Below are 14,216 nucleotides of genomic sequence, written 5' to 3'. Positions count from 1 at the left end.
CTGGAGGCACTGGATGTTGACGGCACGAAGGCGACGGGCGGCGACGGCGGCCGCGGTGGTGGTGGCCGGGTCCCTGCTGCTGGCCTCCTGCGGCGGCTCGGGCAGCGGTTCCGGCGACGGCAAGACCCTCCGGCTCTGGCACTACGAGGGCCCCGACAGCGCGATGGGCGTGGCCTGGAACGAGGCCATCAGGGTGTTCGAGGCCCAGCACCCGGGCGTGAAGGTGAAGTTCGAGGAGAAGGGCTTCGAGCAGATCCAGAAGACCGCGCCGATGGTCCTCAACTCCTCCGACGCCCCCGACGTCATGGAGTACAACAAGGGCAACGCGACCGCCGGCCTGCTCTCCAAGCAGGGCCTGCTGACCGACCTGACGGCGGAGGCCGCCAAGCGCGGCTGGGACAAGAAGATCCCGGCGGGCGTCCGTACGACCAGCATGTACGACACGAACGGCGTGATGGGCTCCGGCACGTGGTACGGCGTGCCCGACTACGGCGAGTACACGATGGTCTTCTACAACAAGGACCTCTTCAAGAAGTACGGCATCGCCGAACCGAAGACCTTCGACCAACTCACCGCCGCCATGGACCAGTTCGTGGCCAAGGGCGTGACCCCGCTCGCCGACTCGGGCGCCGAGTACATGGCCCAGCAGTACCTCTACCAGCTCGCCCTGTCCAAGGCCGACCGCGCATGGGTCGACTCCTACGAGCTCTACAAGGGCAGGACCGACTTCCACGACGCCGCCTGGACCTACGCCGCGACCACCTTCGCCGACTGGGTGAAGAAGGGCTACCTCGCCAGGACCGCCACCAGCGCCAAGGCTGAGGACGCGGGCGTGTCCTGGATCCAGGGCAAGGCACCGATCCTGTTCTCCGGCAGCTGGTGGTACGGCCGCTTCCAGACCGAGGCGAAGTTCGACTGGGACACCACCCTGTGGCCCGGCTCGAACCTCACCCTCGGCTCCGGCGGCAATCTGTGGGTCGTCCCCAAGGGAGCCAAAAACAAGCAACTGGCCTACGACTTCATCGACATCACCCTGTCGAAGGAGATCCAGACCCTGCTCGGCAACAAGGGCGGCATCCCCGTGGCCGCCGCCCCGAACACCATCACCGACCCCAAGTCCAAGGCCCTGATCGCGAACTTCAACACCCTCACCACCCGCGACGGCCTCGCCTTCTACCCCGACTGGCCGGTGCCCGGCTTCTACGACACCCTCGTCTCCGAGACCCAGAGGCTGCTGACCGGCAGCGAGAAACCGGACGCCTACCTGGACCATCTCCAGAAGGCGTACGACCAGGGCGTACCCAAGCGATGAAGGCCCCCCGCGACTCCTACACCCTGTTCCTCCTCCCCGGCGCCCTCGCCTTCCTGGCCGTCGTCCTGGTGCCGTTCCTGATGAACACCGGGCTCGGCTTCACCGACTGGCAGGGCGTGGGCAGCCCGCACTGGTCCGGGCTCGCCAACTACCGTCAGCTCGCGCACGATTCCGAGTTCTGGGCGTCGTTCCGGCACAGCCTGTTCATGGTCGTCGCCATGGCCGTCGTACCGACCGCCCTCGGACTCGTGCTGGCCGCCGCCCTGACCGACTACGTCGGCAAGCACTTCGGTACCCGCACGGCGTCGATCCTTCGCGCCTGCTTCTACCTTCCGCAGGTGCTGCCGGTCGCGGTCGCCGGCATCGTCTGGAGCTGGATCCTGGCCCCCGACGACGGCACCCTGAACGCACTGCTGAAGGCCGTCGGGCTGGGTTCCTGGCAGCAGGACTGGCTGGGCGACCCGGACCTCGCGCTGTACACCGTCATGGGCGTGCTGGTCTGGGTGCAGCTCGGCTTTCCGCTGGTGGTGTTCATGGCGGGCCTCGGCCGGATCGACCCGCAGCTGTACGAGGCGGCCGAGCTGGACGGCGCCGGCTGGTGGCGGCGCTTCGCGCACATCACGCTGCCGGGGATCCGGCCGGAGATCTACGTCGTGCTGACCTGGTGCACGATCGCCGCGCTGAAGGTGTTCGGCGCGGTGTACGTGCTCACCAAGGGCGGTCCGGGCGGCGCGACGGACGTTCCGTCGTACTTCTCCTTCACCACGTTCTTCGAGAAGACCCAGGTCGGCTACGGCGCCGCGATCTCCACCGTGCTGACCGTGATCATCCTGGCCCTGGCCCTCATCGGCCTGAAGCTGCAGAGCCGTGCGGAGGAGACATGACCGCCCTGCGCCGCTACCCGGTGCTGATCGCCCTCTGCCTCGCCGCCCTGTTCATGATCGTGCCGTTCGCCATCGTCGTGGTCAACGCGGTCAAGTCCCCGGCCGAGTACTCCCAGAACGGCCCGCTCAGCCTGCCCCACGGCCTGTACACCAAGGGGCTGACGGACTTCTGGCAGCGCGTCGACTACGGGCAGAAGCTGCTCAACTCCGTGCTGATCAGCGGCTCTGTGGCGGTCCTGGCCACTGTCCTGTCGGTACTGAACGCCTACGCGATCGGCATCGGCCGGGTCCGGGGCCGCACCTGGGTGCTGGCCTTCTTCGTCCTCGCGAACATGCTGCCGCAGGAGGCGCTGGTCTACCCGCTGTACTACCTCAGCAAGCAGGCCGGCCTGTACGACACCCGGCTCAGCGTGATCATCGTGTTCACGGTGCTCCACTCCGCGTTCGGCACGTATCTGCTCTCCTCGGTCCTCGGCCAGTTCCCCCGGGAGATCATCGAGGCGGCCCGGATCGACGGGGCCGGCCCATGGCAGGTGCTGTGGCGGATCGTCGTGCCGGTCAGCCGCCCGACCCTCGGGGTGCTGCTGGTCTTCTTCTTCATCTGGACCTGGAACGAGTTCCTGCTGCCGCTGGTCATGCTCGTCTCCAACGACAACCAGACCGTCTCCGTCGCCCTCGGCGTCCTCCAGGGCCAGCGCCTGATGGACGCCACCATGACCAACGCGGCCGCCCTGCTGGGCGTGCTCCCCGCGGTCACGTTCTTCCTGCTCTTCCAGCGGACGCTCACCCGGGGGATCGCGGCGGGGGCGGTGAAGTAGCGTCCTGGCTTGTACGGCGAGCAGCGCGATCTGGGGTCAGCCCCTGCCCGCCGCACAAGAGGCCGCATGACACAGGCCCCGCCGCGCGAAGCGGCGGGGCCTGTGCCCACATGGGGTACCCCCCCGGAGGGGGGCTGGTGGAGATGGCGGGAATCGAACCCGCGTCCAACGGTGCGGAATCAGGGCTTCTCCGTGTGCAGTTCGCTGCGCTTTTCTCAGCCCCGGCGATCACGCGAACAAGTCGCCGACAGGCTCAGTCACTGTTTGGTTTCCCTTTTCACCCCGTGACCGGGATCAAGGTTTAGTTCCCTAGCTGATGCCAGGATCCGGGTCGGGAACAGCCCCGGGCTGACACTTCGCAAGTCGCTACTTAGGCAGCGAGGGCGAAGGAATCGCGCTTGGTGTTGGCGATTATTTTTTTCGGCCTGTGGTTTACGAGATCATGGCCGCTTCCTCGACACGCTTCCCCTGCTTCGACAGCCGCTGTCGAAACCGATCATCCCCATGTTGATTTTTCAAACCCCTCCGCAGAGGGTGCGCACCCTCTGTGAGGTGCGGTGCCATCGTACGTGAACAACGCAGGTCGATGCCAGCGTATTCCCGCCCCAGGGGGACTAGGCGCGCTGCTTGCGCCGGACCGCCGACATCGCGCGCTCCGCCTCGCGCCGGTCCTGCTTCTCCCGCAGGGTCTGCCGCTTGTCGTACTCCTTCTTGCCCTTCGCCAGCGCGATCTCGATCTTGGCGCGGCCGTCCTTGAAGTACAGGGCGAGGGGCACGATCGTGTGACCCGTCTCCTGGGACTTGGACTCCAGCTTCTCGATCTCCGCGCGGTGCAGCAGCAGCTTGCGCTTGCGGCGGGCGCTGTGGTTGGTCCAGGTGCCCTGGCTGTACTCGGGGACGTGCACGTTGTGCAGCCACGCCTCGTGGCCGTCGAGCTGCACGAACCCGTCGACCAGCGAGGCCCGCCCCTGGCGCAGCGACTTCACCTCGGTGCCCATGAGGACCAGACCGGCCTCGTAGGTGTCGAGGATGTGGTAGTCGTGCCGCGCCTTCTTGTTCTGCGCGATCAGCTTGCGCCCTTTTTCCTTAGCCATAGTGCCGACCATTTTCGCACCACGGAGGGGGTGTGCGTACAGCCGATTAACGTGAGGCCACCAGTGGGGCTAAGAGGAAGCACCGAGGCCGGTGAGGACCGTCCCGGCCCGCTGGAGGGCGTCGTCCCCCGGGCCTGCCTCCAGGTCCGGGGTGATGCCCTGGCCGTCGACCGCGTGGCCGGAGGGGGTGCGGTAGTGGCCGACGGTCAGCTCGGCCACCGAGCCGTCGGGCAGCCTGGTCGGCATCTGGATGGAGCCCTTGCCGAAGGTGCGGGAGCCGATCACCACCGCGCGGCCCCGGTCCTGGAGGGCGCCGGTGAGCATCTCGGCCGCGCTCATCGTGCCGCCGTCGACCAGGGCGACCAGGGGCCGGGCGGTGTCGCCGCCGGGGTCGGCGTGCAGGGAGCGCGGGGCGCCGTCGACGTCGTACGTGGCGACCAGGCCGCCGTCGAGGAAGGCGGAGGAGGTCTCCACGGCCTCGGTGACCAGGCCGCCGGAGTTGCCCCGCAGGTCGAGGATGATCCCGCCGTCGGCCGGGACCTCACGCACCGCCGCGCGGACGGCGTCGCCGGAGCCCTTGGTGAACGCGGCGATCTTGATGACGGTGACCCCGCCGGGCAGCTTGCGCACGGTCACCGAGTCGGTGGACAGGCTGGCCCGGCGCAGTTTCTGCGTCCACGCGCGCGTGCCGCGCTGAAGGCCCAGCGTGACGGTCGTACCGGCGGCCGCGTCGTCGGCGTCGCCGCGCAGTAAGGAGACGACGTCGGTGACCGGGCGGCCGTCGACCTTGCTGCCGTCGACGCTGGTCAGCCGGTCGCCCTCGCGGATGCCGGCCTGGGCGGCGGGCGAGTCGGGCTGGACCCTGGTCACCTCGATCCGGCCGTCCTGCTCGCGTCTCGCCCACAGGCCGACACCGGTGTACCTGCCGTCGAGGGCGTCCTGGAACTCCTGGTACGCGCCCTCGGAGTAGACCGCGCCCCAGCGGTCGCCGCTGCGGCTGACGGCCCGCTCGGCGGCCTCCATCGGGGACGTGCCGTCGGCCATCGCGTCGGCGGCGGCCTTCTGGACGTCCTCGTGCGGGGTGGTGGCCTCGCCCGCCGGGCGGAACGCGGCCTTCCGGGTGGGCTGGCCGGTCTGGCCGGTCTGGCCGGTCTCCGGGAAGGAGCCGGTGGCGGCGCCGGCGACCAGGACGCCGGCGAAGACCAATGTCAGGGCGGCCCCGCGGCGGATGCGGCGGGGCGGACAGAGCAGGTCTCGGCACAGTTCTCGGCCTGACATGGCGGTGAGTCTAGGACAACGCGAAGGGCCGCACGGGCGGTTGCCCGTACGGCCCCTCTTGGCATGCGTCACACCTTCAGATACTTGCGCAGGGCGAAAAACGCCGCCAGCGCCGGCATCAGCACGCTCGTCGCGAGGATCAGCGGCAGCTTGGTGAGCACCGCGTCCCAGCCGACGAAGTTGATGAGCTGCAGCTTGTGGGCGAGGTCCATGCCGTGGTCGATGGTGAAGTACCGGCCGACCACCAGGGCCACACAGGCGAGACCGCCGCCGATGAGTCCGGCTACCGCGGCCTCCGCGATGAACGGCGCCTGGATGTAGAAGCCCGATGCACCGACCAGGCGCATGATGCCGGTCTCACGCCGGCGGCTGAACGCCGAGACGCGCACCGTGTTGACGATCAGCAGCAGCGCGACGATCAGCATCATCGCCATCACACCGAGCGCGCCGCGGTTCATCAGGTTCAGCAGCTGGAACAGGTTGTCCAGGATGCCCTTCTGGTCCTGCACCGACTGCACGCCGTCACGCCCGTTGAAGGCGCTCGCGATGACCTGGTACTTCTGCGGGTCCTTCAGCTTGATCCGGTACGACTCCTGCATCTGGTCCGGCGTCAGCGAACTGGCCAGCGGGGAGTTGCCGAACTGCTCCTTGTAGTGCTTGTAGGCCTCGTCCTGCGATTCGTACGACACCTTCTCGACGACCGGCATCTTCTGCAGGTCGGCGAGGATCTGCTTCTTCTGGTCATCGGTGACCGCGCCCTTGGCGCAGTTGGCGTCCGACTCGGCGTCGTGCTTGTTGCACAGGAAGATCGAGACGTTGACCTTGTCGTACCAGTAGCCCTTCATGGTGGACACCTGATCGCTCATCAGCAGCGAGCCGCCGAAGAGGGCCAGGGAGAGGGCGACGGAGACGATGACGGCGAAGGTCATCGTCAGATTGCGGCGGAGACCGACACCGATCTCCGACAGGACGAACTGGGCGCGCATGGCGTCTGGTCAAGCCTTTCGGTCGTGGACGTGGTCAGTGCTGGTAGCCGTAGACGCCACGGGCCTGGTCGCGGACGAGGCGGCCCTTCTCCAGCTCGATGACGCGCTTGCGCATCTGGTCCACGATGTTCTGGTCGTGCGTCGCCATGATGACCGTGGTGCCCGTCCGGTTGATGCGGTCGAGCAGCTTCATGATGCCGACGGAGGTCTGCGGGTCGAGGTTGCCGGTGGGCTCGTCGGCGATGAGCAGCTTGGGCCGGTTGACGAAGGCCCGTGCGATGGCCACGCGCTGCTGCTCACCACCCGACAGCTCGCCGGGCATACGGTCTTCCTTGCCGCCGAGCCCGACGAGGTCGAGCACCTGCGGCACGGACTTGCGGGTCTCGCCGCGGGACTTGCCGATGACCTCCTGGGCGAAGGCCACGTTCTCCGCGACGGTCTTGTTCGGCAGCAGCCGGAAGTCCTGGAAGACGGTCCCCAGCTGGCGGCGCATCTGCGGCACCTTCCAGTTGGAGAGGCGCGCGAGGTCCTTGCCCAGCACGTGCACCTGTCCGTGGCTGCATCGCTCCTCGCGGAGGATGAGCCGCAGGAAGGTGGACTTTCCGGAGCCGGAGGACCCCACGAGGAAGACGAACTCGCCCTTCTCCACCTCCAGGGAGACATCCCTGAGCGCGGGGCGGGTCTGCTTGGGGTAGACCTTGGAGACGTTGTCGAATCGGATCACGGATGCACCACGGGTCGCCGGGGGTAGATGAGCGTGACCATACGCGAACCGGGTGCGCAAGTGCAGGCGCAGGTAGAGCTTGGGCAAGACTTGTACGTTTTTGTACCGGCCCCTGTTTACGTCCCGCGTCCGTCCCGCGTCCGTTCCGCCTCCGTCCCCGCTCTTCCGGGGCCCCGCGCACGGCTTGCGTGAACCTGGCACAGTGGTGGGGGGAACGTTCTCGTTCCCGTGAGCGTTCTCGTAGTGATGGCCGGTGCAAGGAGGGCGAGCGCATGACGTACGACCGGTTGGTGTGCGCGAACTGTGCGGCGCCCGTGAGCGAGGGCCGGTGCCCGGTGTGCCGGGCCAACCGCGAGCGACTGCAGCAGGAGGGTTTCCTCGGCGGGGTGAACCCGATGGCGCTGATCGCGCTGCTGGCGGTGCTGATCGCCGCGGTGGCGCTGCTGGCGCACCAGACCGCATAGCGCGCGGCGGCGGACAGGCCGCGAGAACGCCGTGGAGGACGGCTGAGGGCCCGGAGCGCCAAGCTCCGGGCCCTCGGTGTTACGGCGTACGTGCGCTGCGTGACCGTGGGATCACGGTCAGGCGGCGGCGCCGCCCCGGCCGTTCACCAGGCGCGGCAGCACGCGGAAGCCGATGCCGCCGGCGATCATCGTCGCGGCGCCGATGACCAGGAACGCGGTCTGGCCGGCACCGGTCTCGGCGAGCTGCTTGTCGCCGCCCTGGGCCTTGTTGTTGTCGGAGGAGCCCGTGTCGGTCAGGGTCGAGGAGCCGGCATCCTGGGTGGTCTTGCCGCTGCCGCCCTGCGGGTTGTCGTTGTTGCCGCCGGTGGTGGAGCCACCGGTGCTGCTGCCACCCGTGCTGCCCGAGCCGCCGGTGGTCGAACCGCCGGTGGAGCCGGAGCCGCCGGTGGAGCTGCCACCGGTGCTCGAACCGCCGGAGGTGCTGGAGCCGCCGGTGGTGGAACCGCCGGAGGTGGAACCGCCGGAGGTGCTGGAGCCGCCAGTCGTGGAGGTACCGCCGGTCGTGGAGGAACCGCCGGTCGTGGAGGAACCGCCGGTGCTGCTGTCGCCACCGGTGCTGCTGCCACCGGTGGTGCCGGTGCCGCCGGTCGAGCTGTCGCCGCCGGTGGAGCTGCTGCCGCCCGTGACGACACCGCCGATGGTGACGTCACCGCTGGTCGAGGAGCTGCCGCCGGTGGTGCTGGTACCGCCCGTGGTGCTGGTACCACCGGTCGAGGCGTCACCGCCCGTGGTGGAGTCGCCGCCGGTGGTGCTGGTGCCGCCGGTCGAGGCGTCACCGCCCGTGCTGGAGTCACCGCCGGTGGAGGAGTCCCCGCCGGTCGTGGTGCCGCCGTCGGTGCAGACGGCGACCGGGCAGCCGCCGTCGGTGCCGCCGTCGGTGTGCGTGTGCGCGCCCAGGCTGATCGGACCCGCCTGGACGTTGAGGTCCAGGGCGGAGGCCGCGCCGGCGGCGGTCAGGGACGCACCGGCCGCGATCACGGCGCCCGCGGCTATCCGCGCGACCCGGATCCGCGTCTTCTTCGTCATATGGTTGCTACCCCCAGTAGCTGTTCGTCAATGAGGCGGCGCGTGGGGCGTTGCCGTGATCGACGGGAGGCAGCCGGTGACGAAGTCCGCGTCAACTCATTCCCCCGGTTCACATGCGCCCCGCAAGTACGCATGCCGCGTGCAACCCTTCCCATTTTTCAAAGCAACGTCAAGGCCGTTGCGGGCGCATTGTCCTTTGGGGGTGTTTTTGCGGGCGCTTGGCAGCTGTAATTGTGATGTAAAACCCAGACATAACGACAACTGCCGCCTCATGGGCGGCAGTTGTCATGTCGACAAAGTTACTTCTCCTGCTGCTTGCGCCAGCGAATTCCGGCCTCCAGGAACCCTTCGATCTCACCGTTGAACACGGCCTCCGGGTTGCCGACCTCGTACTCGGTGCGCAGGTCCTTGACCATCTGGTAGGGGTGCAGGACGTACGAACGCATCTGGTTGCCCCAGGAGTTGCCGCCGTCGCCCTTGAGGGCGTCCATCTTGGCCTGCTCCTCCTGGCGGCGCCGCTCCAGCAGCTTGGCCTGGAGGACGTTCATCGCCGTGGCCTTGTTCTGGATCTGCGAGCGCTCGTTCTGGCAGGAGACCACGATGCCGGTCGGGAGGTGCGTGATGCGGACCGCGGAGTCGGTCGTGTTGACGCCCTGGCCGCCGGGCCCGGAGGACCGGTAGACGTCGATCCGCAGCTCGCTCTCGTCGATCTCGACGTGGTCGGACTGCTCGACGACCGGCAGCACCTCGACACCCGCGAAGGAGGTCTGGCGGCGGCCCTGGTTGTCGTAGGGGGAAATGCGGACGAGCCGGTGCGTGCCCTGCTCGACGGAGAGGGTGCCGTAGGCGTACGGCGCCTGGACGGCGAAGGTGGTCGACTTGATCCCGGCCTCTTCGGCGTACGACGTCTCGATCAGCTCTGTCTTGTAGCCGTGCTGCTCGGCCCAGCGCAGGTACATGCGCTGGAGCTTCTCGGCGAAGTCGGCGGCGTCGACACCGCCGGCCTCGGCGCGGATGTTGACGAGCGCCTCACGGGAGTCGTACTCGCCGGACAGGAGGGTGCGCACCTCCATCTCGTCCAGCGCCTTCTTGACGGAGGCCAGCTCGGACTCGGCCTCGGCGCGGGTGTCCGGGTCGTCCTCCTCCTCGGCCATCTCGAAGAGGACGGCGAGATCATCGATCCGACCGCGCAGTGCCTCCGCCTTCCTGACCTCGGCCTGGAGGTGGGAGAGCCTGCTGGTGATCTTCTGCGCCTCGTCCGGGTTGTCCCACAGGGACGGCGCGGCCGCCTGCTCCTCAAGCACGGCGATATCTGCCCTCAGCTTGTCGAGGTCCAGGACGGCCTCGATCGACTCCATGGTCGAGGAGAGGGACTTCAGCTCTTCGGATACATCGACGACTGCCACGGTTCCAGCGTAACGGCTGTTGCAAGCGACCTGGCCCGTGCAGCACCCGGCACTGCGGTCAGGGTGCCGACGTGCTGTGGGTGTCCTGGGCCGGCTGGTCGTCGCCGCCGCCGGAAGACGCCACGTACGCGCCGACGCCCACGACAGCCGCCAGCACCACCCCGGCCACTCCCAGAGTCACCCTGCGCCGCCGGACCACCGCCCGGTGCCTCGCCGAGCCCGGCCGGGGCGCACCGGCGGCCCGGGGAGCGCGCGCGGTGCCGTGCGCGCCGCCCGCCAGCTCGTCCGGCCCCGGCACGCGCATCGAGGTGTGCGTGTCCCGGTTGGAGTCCGGCTTGGCGCCCGGCACCAGCGACACCGCGCCCCGGCGCCGTACCGGCTCGGCGGGCTCGGCCGCCGACTCCTGGGCAGGCTCCTCGGACTGGTCCGGCTCGTCCACGTCCAGCGGCGGCATCCCGGTGAGCGACGGCAGCTGCTCGCGCAGCCGCGCCGCCAGCTCCGAGGCGCGCAGCCGGGAGGCGGGCGCCTTGGCCAGGCACTGCACCAGCAGCTGCCACAGCTCCTCGGGAATGCCGGGGAGGGGAACGACCGTCTCCGTGACGTGGCGGCGCAGGACCGCGCCGGGGTGGCCTCCGCCGAACGGGGTGAAGCCCGCCAGCAGCTCGTACAGGACCGTCGCGAGGGCGTAGATGTCGACGGACGCGCGCGGAGGCAGGCCCTCGACGATCTCCGGGGCCAGATAGTCCGGGGTGCCGATGATCTTCGTGGCCTTCGTCCGTTTCGGCGAATCGATCAGCTTGGCGACGCCGAAGTCGGTGAGCAGCGCCGGGTGGGAGCCGCCGGGGCCGAGCGGGCCCTGCATGTCGAGGAGCACGTTCTCGGGCTTGACGTCCCGGTGGACGACACCGGCCGCGTGGGCCGCCGCGAGCGCGTCGGCGACGTCGGCGACGATCGCCACGGCCGCCTCCGGGGCGAGCCGGCGCTCGCGGTCCAGCCGGGTGCGCAGATCGGTGCCGCGCACCAGGTCCATGACCAGGGCCAGGTCGTTGCCGTCGACCACGAGGTCGCGCACGGTGACGATGTGCGGATGCTCCAGGCCGAGCAGCGCGGTGCGCTCCTGGACGAAGCGTCCGACGAGCTCCTGGTCGGAGGCGAGGTCCTCGCGCAGCATCTTGATGGCGACGGGCCCGTCCGGCCCCTCGCCCAGCCACACCGTGCCGGCGCTGCCCCGACCCAGGATCTGGTTCGCGGTGTACCGGCTGCCGATCTTCCGTGCCAAGACTGCTCCTACAGGCGCGCGTTGTCGCGTGGTGCCGACAAAACTACGCGCCTGACGAGCCAACCTTCACCGCGGAGACGGAAATCACCCGTCAGATGTCGACAAATCCGCAAACTCGCGGTCTGGTTACGGGCGTTCCGGGATCACTTGCCCGAGGAGCCGCCCAGATCCTTGACCCAGCTGCTGACCTGGCCGACCCAGTGGCTCACCTCGTGCCAGTAGCTGCGGCCCTGGCCGATCCAGGTGTGCAGCGGGGTCAGCTCGTAGATCAGCCAGCTCGCCACGACCAGGATGACGAGCGTGAACAGACAGCCCTTCAGGCAGCCGAGCCCCGGGATCTTCATCGGGTTGGCACTGCGCTGCCGGGGCGCACGCGGCTCGCGCGGCTCCCGCGCGGGACGCTGCGGCTGCTGGGGCTGTTGCGGCGGGGCGTACTGCTGGGGCTGCTGCTGCGGCGCGTAGCCGTACCCCTGCTGGTAGCCCTGCTGCCGGCCGCGCGGCTGCTGGGTGCGGGGCTGCGGGGCCGGGCGCGGCTGCTGCTGGGGGCGGGCGACCTGGCGCTGCGGGCGATGGCGCAGCGGGTCGTCCTCCGGGGCCAGGTACTGGACCTGGGTCTGCTCGTTGCGGTCGCGGGCCGCGCGCAGCTGGGTCTGCCAGGGGTGCGGCTGCTCGGGCTGCTGCCCCTGCGGGCCGGTGTTGGGCAGGAGCGCCGTCGGGTCGGCGGCGCCCGTGTTCGGCAGTACGGCGGTGGGGTCGGCGGCGCCGGCCGGGCCGCCGGTGTGCGGCAGCACACTCGTCGCCGCGCTCGGGTCGTACGACGGCTGCGGCGCGTTCGTCGGCAGCACCTGGGTGGGGTCGGCGGCGCCGGGCACGCCCGGTACGGCCGTCGGGGCCGGGTCGGGGGCGAGCAGCGCGCCCACGCCCTCGGCGGCGGCGATCTGCGCGGCGTTCGCGTGCACGCCGATACCCTCGGCGACGACGCGCAGCCCGCGCGCGAGGCTCTCGGCGCTCGGCCGCTCGTCGGGGTTCTTGCGCAGGCAGCGCTCTATGACCGTCCACAGCGGGTCCGGCACGGTGGAGGGGCGGCGCGGCTCGGCGCTCAGGTGCTGGTGCAGGACTTCCAGGGCGGTGCTGCCGGAGAACGGCGGGCGGCCGGTCACCAGCTCGTACAGCAGGATGCCGGCGCCGTAGATGTCGACCGCGGAGGTCTGCGGGCGACCCTCGGCGGACTCCGGCGCCACGTACGCGGGCGTGCCGACGAACTCGCTGGTGCGGGTCAGGCCCGGGGAGTCGGCGAGGCGGGCGATGCCGAAGTCGGTCAGCATCGGGTGCATCTGGCCGTTGTACTGCGCGAGCAGCACGTTGGCGGGCTTCAGATCGCGGTGGACGACCCCGTCGGCGTGGCTCGCGGCGAGCGCGTCGGCGATCTGGGCCGTCATCAGGGCGGCGGCGACCGGGGTGAGCGGCCCGTACTCGCGCAGATAGCGGTGCAGGTCGGGGCCGTCGACGAGGTCCATGACCAGCGCCAGCAGATCGCCCTCGACGACCAGGTCGCGGACCCGGACGATGTTGGGGTGGGTGAGCCGGAGCAGTACGGAGCGCTCGCGCAGGAAGCGCATCACGATGTCCGGGTCGCTCGCCAGTTCCTCCTTGAGGACCTTGATCGCGAGCGTCTCTCCGGGCTGGCCGGCCACGGCCGCCTCGGCGCCCGCGGTCTCACGCTGGCGGGCACGCCAGACGGTGCCTGTGGCGCCGCGTCCGAGCGGCTCCTCAAGCAGGTACTTGCTGCCGACTGGCCGCACGTCACGCGCTCCCTGCTGCTTGCTGATGCTTGCTTGCCTGCATTCCGGTTGTCGTTCCGGTTGTCCGACCCACTGTAGTGCCGCCCTCCTGGGCACCACATGTTCGACAGAAAGACGCTCGCGTCGGTTCGTCGGTTGCCGGAGAGCGGACGTGACCGATCTCAACTGATCGTCGAGGGACCAGTGGTCAGGCACTTTTGGGGGCAGAGCCGACCAATCAAGATCACTTGTTACCGGGTGCCGGGCGCTGTGTCAGTGGCAGGTGCGAGGATGCCTCCAGTACTGGCCGACGTGCTCGTGTTGGGGTGGGGATGCAGATCCGGCTGACCGTCGTAGACCCGCTGGGCCCGTCCCCGCAGCGGGGCCGCGCCGCGAGCCGCGACGTGCTGGTCACGGCGCCCACGGGCACGGACCTGGCCGCGGTCGCGTCCGCGCTGGCCGGGGCGGTCACCGGAGAGGGCCGCGACACCGGTGGCGCGGCCGTCGTCCTCTACGCCGGCGCCGACCGTCTGGACCCGCGCCGCTGCACCCTCGGCGAGCCCCCGCTGATCGACGGCGCCGTGCTCTCCCTGGGCGCCCCCGCGGCCCCCGAGACGCATCCCGAGCTGGACGACGCGCCGACCCAGCTGCACGTCGTCGCGGGGCCGGACGCGGGCGGGGTCCATCTGCTGCACGGCGGCCGGATCAGCGTGGGCCGCTCAGCCGACGCGGACGTACCGCTGGACGACCCCGACGTCTCCCGGCTGCACTGCGCGGTCACGGTCGGCACCGACGGCCGCGTCTCGGTCGTCGACCTGGGCTCCACGAACGGTACGACGCTCGACGGGGTGCGGGTCGGGGAGCGGCCGGTGCGGGTCCCTGCCGGGGGCCTGCTGCGGATCGGTGAGTCCGCGCTGCGGGTGACGCCGGCCGGGGGGCCGGGGGCGCGGGTGCGGGGGGTGCCGGACGGGGAGGGGTGCGTCCGGGTCGGCCTGGCCGGGGGGTCCGGGGACCGGCCTTCGACCGACTCCGGTTTCCCACCCGCACCCGTGCGGGTTTCGTCGCCGGGTGGTGCGGGTGGCCCTGGTGGGGGGCAAGCTCCGT

At 70.0% G+C, this 14,216-nt stretch carries 13 protein-coding genes and 1 other RNA gene; 5 read left to right on the top strand and 9 right to left on the bottom strand.

Translation table 11 applies throughout. The annotated features are described in order from the left end of the window. The first annotated feature begins 13 nt into the window (after window positions 1–13). Genes LE548_RS09135 through LE548_RS09125 form a run of 3 tightly spaced genes read left to right on the top strand, consistent with a single transcriptional unit; the run spans window position 14 to window position 3,014 of the window. Complete coding sequence (locus LE548_RS09135) at window positions 14–1,312, top strand: extracellular solute-binding protein (RefSeq protein ID WP_225096169.1); 1,299 nt, start codon at window positions 14–16, stop codon at window positions 1,310–1,312. Then, complete coding sequence (locus tag LE548_RS09130) at window positions 1,309–2,196, top strand: carbohydrate ABC transporter permease (RefSeq protein ID WP_225096168.1); 888 nt, start codon at window positions 1,309–1,311, stop codon at window positions 2,194–2,196. Before LE548_RS09135 ends, LE548_RS09130 begins: the two co-directional genes overlap by 4 nt. Then, window positions 2,193–3,014, top strand: a complete 822-nt coding sequence (locus LE548_RS09125; RefSeq protein WP_225096167.1) for a carbohydrate ABC transporter permease — start codon at window positions 2,193–2,195, stop codon at window positions 3,012–3,014. The genes LE548_RS09130 and LE548_RS09125 overlap by 4 nt, the downstream gene beginning before the upstream one ends. Window positions 3,015–3,149: 135 nt before the next feature. On the opposite strand, the gene ssrA is transcribed toward LE548_RS09125, so the two are convergent. The 5 genes from ssrA to ftsE all read right to left on the bottom strand — a co-directional run bounded on the left by ssrA (window position 3,150) and on the right by ftsE (window position 7,096). Beyond that, window positions 3,150–3,518, bottom strand: a transfer-messenger RNA (tmRNA) gene (gene ssrA, locus LE548_RS09120). Between the two features lie 110 nt (window positions 3,519–3,628). After that, window positions 3,629–4,108, bottom strand: coding sequence for an SsrA-binding protein SmpB (gene smpB / locus LE548_RS09115; protein WP_225096166.1), 480 nt, complete (start codon window positions 4,106–4,108; stop codon window positions 3,629–3,631). 69 nt (window positions 4,109–4,177) lie between these two features. After that, window positions 4,178–5,386: a S41 family peptidase gene (locus tag LE548_RS09110; protein WP_225096165.1), complete on the bottom strand. Its 1,209-nt coding sequence runs from the start codon at window positions 5,384–5,386 to the stop codon at window positions 4,178–4,180. 68 nt (window positions 5,387–5,454) lie between these two features. Beyond that, window positions 5,455–6,372, bottom strand: coding sequence for a permease-like cell division protein FtsX (gene ftsX / locus LE548_RS09105; protein ID WP_225096164.1), 918 nt, complete (start codon window positions 6,370–6,372; stop codon window positions 5,455–5,457). Between the two features lie 34 nt (window positions 6,373–6,406). Next, entirely contained in the window at window positions 6,407–7,096 is a 690-nt protein-coding gene (gene ftsE, locus LE548_RS09100) for a cell division ATP-binding protein FtsE (protein ID WP_225096163.1), read from the bottom strand. 272 nt (window positions 7,097–7,368) lie between these two features. Between ftsE and LE548_RS09095 the strand changes: the two genes are divergently transcribed. Beyond that, a complete protein-coding gene (locus LE548_RS09095; RefSeq protein WP_023550109.1) occupies window positions 7,369–7,560 on the top strand; it encodes a hypothetical protein in 192 nt (63 codons plus the stop codon). Window positions 7,561–7,677: 117 nt separating this feature from the next. Here LE548_RS09095 and LE548_RS09090 read toward each other — a convergent pair whose 3' ends face one another. The 4 genes from LE548_RS09090 to LE548_RS09075 form a co-directional block, all read right to left on the bottom strand. Continuing rightward, entirely contained in the window at window positions 7,678–8,646 is a 969-nt protein-coding gene (locus LE548_RS09090) for a hypothetical protein (RefSeq protein WP_225096162.1), read from the bottom strand. A 299-nt stretch (window positions 8,647–8,945) separates the two neighbouring features. Beyond that, window positions 8,946–10,052 (bottom strand): peptide chain release factor 2, encoded by a 1,107-nt coding sequence (gene prfB / locus LE548_RS09085; RefSeq protein WP_225096161.1) that lies wholly within the window; start codon window positions 10,050–10,052, stop codon window positions 8,946–8,948. Window positions 10,053–10,110: 58 nt separating this feature from the next. Then, window positions 10,111–11,331, bottom strand: a complete 1,221-nt coding sequence (locus LE548_RS09080) for a serine/threonine-protein kinase (RefSeq protein WP_225096160.1) — start codon at window positions 11,329–11,331, stop codon at window positions 10,111–10,113. Window positions 11,332–11,474: 143 nt separating this feature from the next. After that, the gene (locus tag LE548_RS09075; protein WP_225096159.1) at window positions 11,475–13,133 is read right to left on the bottom strand and encodes a serine/threonine-protein kinase; all 1,659 of its coding nucleotides are present in this window, start codon (window positions 13,131–13,133) and stop codon (window positions 11,475–11,477) included. Between the two features lie 311 nt (window positions 13,134–13,444). Here LE548_RS09075 and LE548_RS09070 point away from each other — a divergent pair. Beyond that, window positions 13,445–14,216 (top strand): FHA domain-containing protein (locus LE548_RS09070; protein WP_225096441.1); only part of this gene is annotated, 772 nt, incomplete at its 3' end.

Source organism: Streptomyces sp. CoH27 (assembly GCF_020181035.1).
Lineage (GTDB): Bacteria > Actinomycetota > Actinomycetes > Streptomycetales > Streptomycetaceae > Streptomyces > Streptomyces camelliae.
The sequence above is the reverse complement of the archived record's forward strand: the minus strand, read 5'-3'. Positions and strand labels throughout refer to the sequence as shown.